Raw genomic sequence first — 2,132 nt, forward strand, 5'->3', positions numbered from 1 at the left:
CCACGCTCGACCCGCAGAACCACCGGGAGACGACCACGGATAACGTCGTCCTACAGGCCTACGAGGGCCTGCTCTCGCGCAACGCGGACGGGAAAATCATCAAGAAGCTGGCGACGAAGTACGAGCGGACCGGCGACAAGACGGTCAAATTCACCATCCGCGACGGCGTAAAGTTCCACACTAACAAACCGTAGCTGGATCCACCGTACTCCAGCGGGACAGCAATACCGGAGTGGATACCACATTCGTGGGCAGCCGTCCGAACCGAGTCAGGAAACGTCTCGGCGTTCGGGATGTCTCGGACGACGCGAGATTCACTGTCTCGGAGCGTCGCAGCTGCTGGCCGTTCCCATTCTGTCTTGTCAGCGACGGCCCCGACGTGTTCGTGGAACCCCCCGTCGTCACCCGCCTGCGCGCGTGCGACAACGCCGCTGTTCAGATCACGCTCGCCAATCCACGCAAACTGGTAGAGATTCGTCTTTGCGAGTCGGGTGCAGATGGTCTCTTCTACTTCCTCGCGAGATGCCACAGAGACGAGCGCTCGGACGAGGTCGCGGATGACGACGTTGATACGGTTCAGCGTTGCCAGTTCGTCGCGCTGCTGAGCGAGTTTCTGTTCGTGCTCTCGGCGTTCAGTCATGTCGCGAGTCACCTTCGCAAATCCGCGGAGTTCCCTTCTTCAGTTCGGAGTGCTGTGATAACGACGTTCGCCAGAAGAGTGACCCGTCGGTGCGTACTCGCCATCCCTTGTCCTCGGTGGACCCGTGCTCGACGGCGTCTGCAAGGTTCTGCTCTGGGACACCGCTGGCAACATCCTCGTCGGTGTAGAACGTCGAGAAGTGTTCGCCAACGATTTCCTCTCGCTCGTATCCCTTCACCTGTTCTGCCCCGGTGTTCCAGCTTTGGACAATCCCCTTGGGGTCAAGCATGAAGATGGCATACTCCTCGACACCCTGAACGAGCGACTGGAACTGCTCTTTCTCGCGACGGAGTGCTTGCTCGGTCTCCCGTTGGTCGGTCACGTCCGAGATGAATCCCTCCAGTGCGACGAGGTCATTTGCTCGCATGCTACTCCCGTCCGCGCCGTTCATGACGTCAGCGCCTTCGGTTGCGTCCACTCTGTCTTCGTACACGCCACGGCCCTGCTCCCATACCCATCTCGTCTCCCCGTCTGCGGTTCGGATGCGATATGTGAGTTCGAAGCTCTCCTTTTCCGCCAGCGCGTCCTGTACTTCCTCCCACACTCGCTTGCGATCCTCTGAGTGGATCACGTCATCGCCCCACGACACTGTCCCCGATTCAATCTGATCGGGATCGTATCCCGTCAATTCGTGACTGCCCTCGCTGACGAATTCCATCGGCCAGTCCGGTTCGTTCGCACATCGATAGGCCATTCCCGGCAGATTCGAGATAAGCGTCGCCCGCATCCGTTCGCTCTCTCGAAGTGCCCGCTTGGCTGCCTCCCGCTCGGCGATGTTTCGTCCCGTTCCGACGTACCCGACGAGGGTTCCCTCACTGTCTGTGAGACGCGACGCATTGAACTCGTACGGGATGTGTTCGCCCATCTTAGTAACGAGCGCCGACTGGCGTGTCTCGATTTGTTCCCCTTCAAGTACTTTATCGATCGCGTTGGCAATCATCTCGCGATCATCCGGTGGCACGAAGTCGAGCGGCGTCATAGACGCAAGCTCAGCATCGTCGTACCCCGTTACAGCCGAGAGGCGGTCGTTCCACTCGAACAATGACCCGTCCATGTCGAAGGCGTAGAATATGTCCGGAACCGCGTCGTGAACGTTCTCACCACGCAGCGAATTGCGCTCACGGAGGAACACCACAAACTGTGTCTTGCCATTCTCGATAGCACGTACTGAACACGACAATGGAACCTCTTCGCCATCCGCAAGACAGCCTGTCAAGTCAAGCAATGACCCATCCGTCGCCGTCCGCTGTAGCTTCGACGAGTCTGGCCACTCTGTGAACAGTGAGTCCACGCGCTCTCCGAGAATCACCTTTGGGGTAAGACCGAGCGTTTCACCGAACGAACGGTTGGCATAGGTCACCAATCCATCCTCATCGACGACCATAACGGGATTCGGAGATTCGTCGACGACGTGACGGAGAATGGATTCATC

Annotated in this window: 1 protein-coding gene and 1 pseudogene; one reads left to right on the forward strand and one right to left on the reverse strand. The window is 58.6% G+C overall.

All coding sequences use genetic code 11. The features are described 5' to 3' along the window. Nucleotides 1-194, forward strand: a pseudogene (locus BG842_RS30590) (peptide ABC transporter substrate-binding protein); the annotation flags it as partial. A gap of 438 nt (nucleotides 195-632) precedes the next feature. Here BG842_RS30590 and BG842_RS12950 read toward each other — a convergent pair. Beyond that, nucleotides 633-2,132, reverse strand: a 1,500-nt coding sequence (locus BG842_RS12950; RefSeq protein WP_139136112.1) for a PAS domain S-box protein, incomplete at its 5' end; no start/stop codon positions are given.

The sequence above is a fragment of the Haladaptatus sp. W1 genome, from assembly GCF_001723155.1.
In the GTDB taxonomy this organism is placed as follows: Archaea; Halobacteriota; Halobacteria; order Halobacteriales; family Haladaptataceae; genus Haladaptatus; species Haladaptatus paucihalophilus.